This window comes from Rothia sp. HMSC064D08, from assembly GCF_001809525.1.
GTDB lineage: Bacteria > Actinomycetota > Actinomycetes > Actinomycetales > Micrococcaceae > Rothia > Rothia dentocariosa.
In genome coordinates, this window is sequence record NZ_KV797889.1 from 1 (window position 1) to 5,418 (window position 5,418).

General features: G+C 53.2%; 2 rRNA genes. Both read right to left on the minus strand.

Features of this window, described 5'->3' with window-relative positions:
- Positions 1-52: 52 nt before the first annotated feature.
- Positions 53-3,152: ribosomal RNA gene (locus tag HMPREF2625_RS01605) — 23S ribosomal RNA — on the minus strand.
- A 342-nt stretch (positions 3,153-3,494) separates the two neighbouring features.
- Positions 3,495-5,021 (minus strand): 16S ribosomal RNA (locus HMPREF2625_RS01610).
- The 16S and 23S rRNA genes sit together here, the layout of an rRNA operon.
- Positions 5,022-5,418 lie beyond the last annotated feature (397 nt).

Genomic DNA, 5,418 nt, shown 5'->3' on the forward strand with positions numbered 1-5,418 from the left:
TTGTTGTTTCAAAACTATACAGCGAACGCAAACACCACCAACAACTACTTGTGTGAATAAGTCTTCGGCCTATTAGTACCAGTCAACTCCACGCCTTACAACGCTTCCATACCCGGCCTATCAACCTCATCATCTCTAAGGAGCCTCACACACCACCAGGGTGCCAGGAGAACTCATCTCGAAACAGGCTTCCCGCTTAGATGCCTTCAGCGGTTATCCCTCCCGAACGTAGCCAATCAGCCATGCACCTGGCGGTACAACTGACATACCAGAGGTTCGTCCGTCCCGGTCCTCTCGTACTAAGGACAGCCTTTCTCAATTCTCCAACGCGCGCAGCGGATAGGGACCGAACTGTCTCACGACGTTCTGAACCCAGCTCGCGTACCGCTTTAATGGGCGAACAGCCCAACCCTTGGGACCGACTCCAGCCCCAGGATGCGACGAGCCGACATCGAGGTGCCAAACCATGCCGTCGATATGGACTCTTGGGCAAGATCAGCCTGTTATCCCCGAGGTACCTTTTATCCGTTGAGCGACAGCGCTTCCACAAGCCACTGCCGGATCACTAGTCCCGACTTTCGTCCCTGCTCGAGTCGCCACTCTCACAGTCAAGCTCCCTTGTGCACTTACACTCAACACCTGATTGCCAACCAGGCTGAGGGAACCTTTGGGCGCCTCCGTTACACTTTAGGAGGCAACCGCCCCAGTTAAACTACCCATCAGGCACTGTCCCTGAACCAGATCATGGCCCGAAGTTAGACATCCAGATTGACCAGAGTGGTATTTCAACAACGACTCCACCACCACTAGCGTAGCGGCTTCACAGTCTCCCACCTATCCTACACAAGCCAACCCAAACACCAATACCAAACTATAGTAAAGGTCACGGGGTCTCTCCGTCCTGCTGCGCGAAACGAGCATCTTTACTCGTACTGCAATTTCACCGAGTTCATGGTTGAGACAGTAGGGAAGTCGTTACTCCATTCGTGCAGGTCGGAACTTACCCGACAAGGAATTTCGCTACCTTAGGATGGTTATAGTTACCACCGCCGTTTACTGGGGCTTAAATTCTCAGCTTCGCCCACACAGGGCTAACCAATCCTCTTAACCTTCCAGCACCGGGCAGGAGTCAGTCCGTATACCTCGTCTTACGACTTCGCACGGACCTGTGTTTTTGATAAACAGTCGCTTCCCCCTGGTCTCTGCGACCCCTACACGCTCCCCACCGCACGGGCAGATCACGCTCAGGGCCCCCCTTCTCCCGAAGTTACGGGGGCATTTTGCCGAGTTCCTTAACCATGATTCTCTCGATCGCCTTAGTATTCTCTACCTGATCACCTGTGTCGGTTTCGGGTACGGGCAGCTAAAACCTCACGCCGATGCTTTTCTCGGCAGCATAGGATCACCAAATCCCCCACAAACAAGGGGTCCCATCACGTCTCAGACACACAACCGGCGCATTTAACAACCAGTCATCCTACACGCTTAGACCACGACAACCACCGCGTGGCTTGGCTACCTTCCTGCGTCACACCTGTTAACACGCTTACCTCCAAAGCTTGGGTCCCACACACCCCACAACACCACAAAGAAAAACTTCATGACACCGTGATCGGCATGGTTAGCATCACAATATCAGTATGGACGGTCCTTCACTGGTACGGGAATATCAACCCGTTCTCCATCGACTACGCCTGTCGGCCTCGCCTTAGGCCCCGACTAACCCAGGGCAGATTAACTTGACCCTGGAACCCTTGATCATCCGGCGCACGGGTTTCTCACCCGTGATTCGCTACTCATGCCTGCATTCTCACTCCCACACAATCCACCACACACTCCCGTGGCAGCTTCACCTCGTGCAGGACGCTCCCCTACCCAACCAGCCACAAAGACTGATTGCCACAACTTCGGCGGTGTACTTGAGCCCCGCTACATTATCGGCGCAGAATCACTTGACCAGTGAGCTATTACGCACTCTTTCAAGGATGGCTGCTTCTAAGCCAACCTCCTGGTTGTCTCAGCAACTCCACATCCTTTCCCACTTAGCACACGCTTAGGGGCCTTAGTTGATGGTCTGGGCTGTTTCCCTCTCGACAATGAAGCTTATCCCCCACTGTCTCACTGCTACACTCTCACTTACCGGCATTCGGAGTTTAGCTAACGTCAGTAACCCTCGCGGGCCCATCGGCCATCCAGTAGCTCTACCTCCAGCAAGAAACATGTAACGCTGCACCTAAATGCATTTCGGGGAGAACCAGCTATCACAGAGTTTGATTGGCCTTTCACCCCTATCCACAGCTCATCCCCCCAGTTTTCAACCTAGGTGGGTTCGGTCCTCCACACGCTCTTACACGTGCTTCAACCTGGCCATGGATAGATCACTCCGCTTCGGGTCTAGATCCTGCCACTACAACGCCCTGTTCAGACTCGCTTTCGCTACGACTACCCCACACGGGTTAACCTCGCGACAAAACACTAACTCGCAGGCTCATTCTTCAAAAGGCACGCCACCACCCCACACAAAGGGGGGCTATAACGGCTTGTAAGCACACGGTTTCAGGTACTATTTCACTCCCCTCCCGGGGTACTTTTCACCATTCCCTCACGGTACTGATCCACTATCGGTCATCAGGAAGTATTTAGACTTACCAGGTGGTCCTGGCAGATTCACACGAGATTCCACGAGCCCCGTGCTACTCGGGACATTGTCAACGCACACACAACACTTTCAACTACGGGACTCTCACCCACTACGGTCGACCATTCCAAGCCAGTTCGCCTACCATCATGCACTACGCCGGTGACCAGTTAGAACCACCACAACAACTCCCACAACACCCATGATGCAACACCTAACCGCTATCACACACCACAGGTTTAGCCTCATCCGCGTTCGCTCGCCACTACTAACAGAATCATTATTATTTTCTCTTCCTGCGGGTACTGAGATGTTTCACTTCCCCGCGTTCCCCCCAACTGGCCTATACATTCAACCAGCGGTCACCCACCAAAACGATGAGCGAGGTTTCCCCATTCGGAAATCCTCGGATCCACGCCCAGTTATCGGCTCCCCGAGGCTTATCGCAGATTCACACGTCCTTCATCGGCTCCTGATGCCAAGGCATCCACCGTGTGCCCTTAACAACTTACACACAATCAAGAAAAAGAAGAATCAAGAAACCACACAACCGTGCAGTTCCCAGAAGATGCTCGCGTCCACTATATAGTTCTCAAACAACAAACCACACCAACACCAACACCGAGAATGAACCCAGCACCAGCACCAGCCAGTCACAAATTCAGACCACACCTAGCGTGCAACCCGAAAACCCAAGAACGCACCCGAACAACACAACAATAAATGATGACGTATACACAACACCGTGAAACAAAACAAACAACAAAAAAAGGGGCTGACATTCCACCCATGAGCAAACCACCCACCCGACACTCGCGAGCAGCATGGCCAACCAAACAATAGTTGAGCTCCTTAGAAAGGAGGTGATCCAGCCGCACCTTCCGGTACGGCTACCTTGTTACGACTTAGTCCCAATCGCCAGTCCCACCTTCGACGGCTCCCCCCACAAGGGTTAGGCCACCGGCTTCGGGTGTTACCAACTTTCGTGACTTGACGGGCGGTGTGTACAAGGCCCGGGAACGTATTCACCGCAGCGTTGCTGATCTGCGATTACTAGCGACTCCGACTTCATGGGGTCGAGTTGCAGACCCCAATCCGAACTGAGACCGGCTTTTAGGGATTAGCTCCACCTCACAGTATCGCAACCCTCTGTACCGGCCATTGTAGCATGCGTGAAGCCCAAGACATAAGGGGCATGATGATTTGACGTCATCCCCACCTTCCTCCGAGTTGACCCCGGCAGTCTCCTATGAGTCCCCACCATCACGTGCTGGCAACATAGAACGAGGGTTGCGCTCGTTGCGGGACTTAACCCAACATCTCACGACACGAGCTGACGACAACCATGCACCACCTGTATACCAGCCCCGAAGGGAAACGCCATCTCTGACGCAGTCCAGTATATGTCAAGCCTTGGTAAGGTTCTTCGCGTTGCATCGAATTAATCCGCATGCTCCGCCGCTTGTGCGGGCCCCCGTCAATTTCTTTGAGTTTTAGCCTTGCGGCCGTACTCCCCAGGCGGGGCACTTAATGCGTTAGCTACGGCGCGGAAAACGTGGAATGTCCCCCACACCTAGTGCCCAACGTTTACGGCATGGACTACCAGGGTATCTAATCCTGTTCGCTCCCCATGCTTTCGCTTCTCAGCGTCAGTTACAGCCCAGAGACCTGCCTTCGCCATCGGTGTTCCTCCTGATATCTGCGCATTCCACCGCTACACCAGGAATTCCAGTCTCCCCTACTGCACTCTAGTTAGCCCGTACCCACTGCAAAACCAGGGTTAAGCCCCAGCCTTTCACAGCAGACGCGACCAACCGCCTACAAGCTCTTTACGCCCAATAATTCCGGACAACGCTCGCGCCCTACGTATTACCGCGGCTGCTGGCACGTAGTTAGCCGGCGCTTTCTCTGCACCTACCGTCACTTTCGCTTCTTCGATGCTAACAGAGGTTTACAACCCGAAGGCCGTCATCCCTCACGCGGCGTCGCTGCATCAGGCTTGCGCCCATTGTGCAATATTCCCCACTGCTGCCTCCCGTAGGAGTCTGGGCCGTGTCTCAGTCCCAGTGTGGCCGGTCACCCTCTCAGGCCGGCTACCCGTCGTCGCCTTGGTAAGCCATTACCTCACCAACAAGCTGATAGGCCGTGAGCCCATCTAAAACCACTCCATAACGCTTTCCACCAACACCCCATGCGGAGATTGGTCGTATCCGGTATTAGACCCAGTTTCCCAGGCTTATCCCAGAGTCAAAGGTAGGTCACTCACGTATTACTCACCCGTTCGCCACTAATCCACCTAGCAAGCTAGGCTTCATCGTTCGACTTGCATGTGTTAAGCACGCCGCCAGCGTTCGTCCTGAGCCAGAATCAAACTCTCCGTTACAAAAACAAAAAGCAAACGCATGATCCCATAACTCTCAAAAAACAATGAACTACTGACAAAACAAAAAACAATCAGGACACAAAGACACCAGGCACACCAACGCACCCCATGCTCTGCACCCCACACGAATGTCCCAACCAGCAGACACCACAACAAATTTTTCAGAACTACAAGACCACACCAAAAAACATGACCTCAATAAGATCAAAAAAACATATACGGTATCAACCCCGCACACCAACACCCCACCAAAAAAAGGGGGGTACCAGTGCACTGTCACAACATCCCGTTTCACCAATACACATCATCACAACACAACACACAAACATGCTGTGCCTAAAACGTATTGAACAAAGCACACTCTTGAGTTCTCAAACAACACACCACACCAACAACA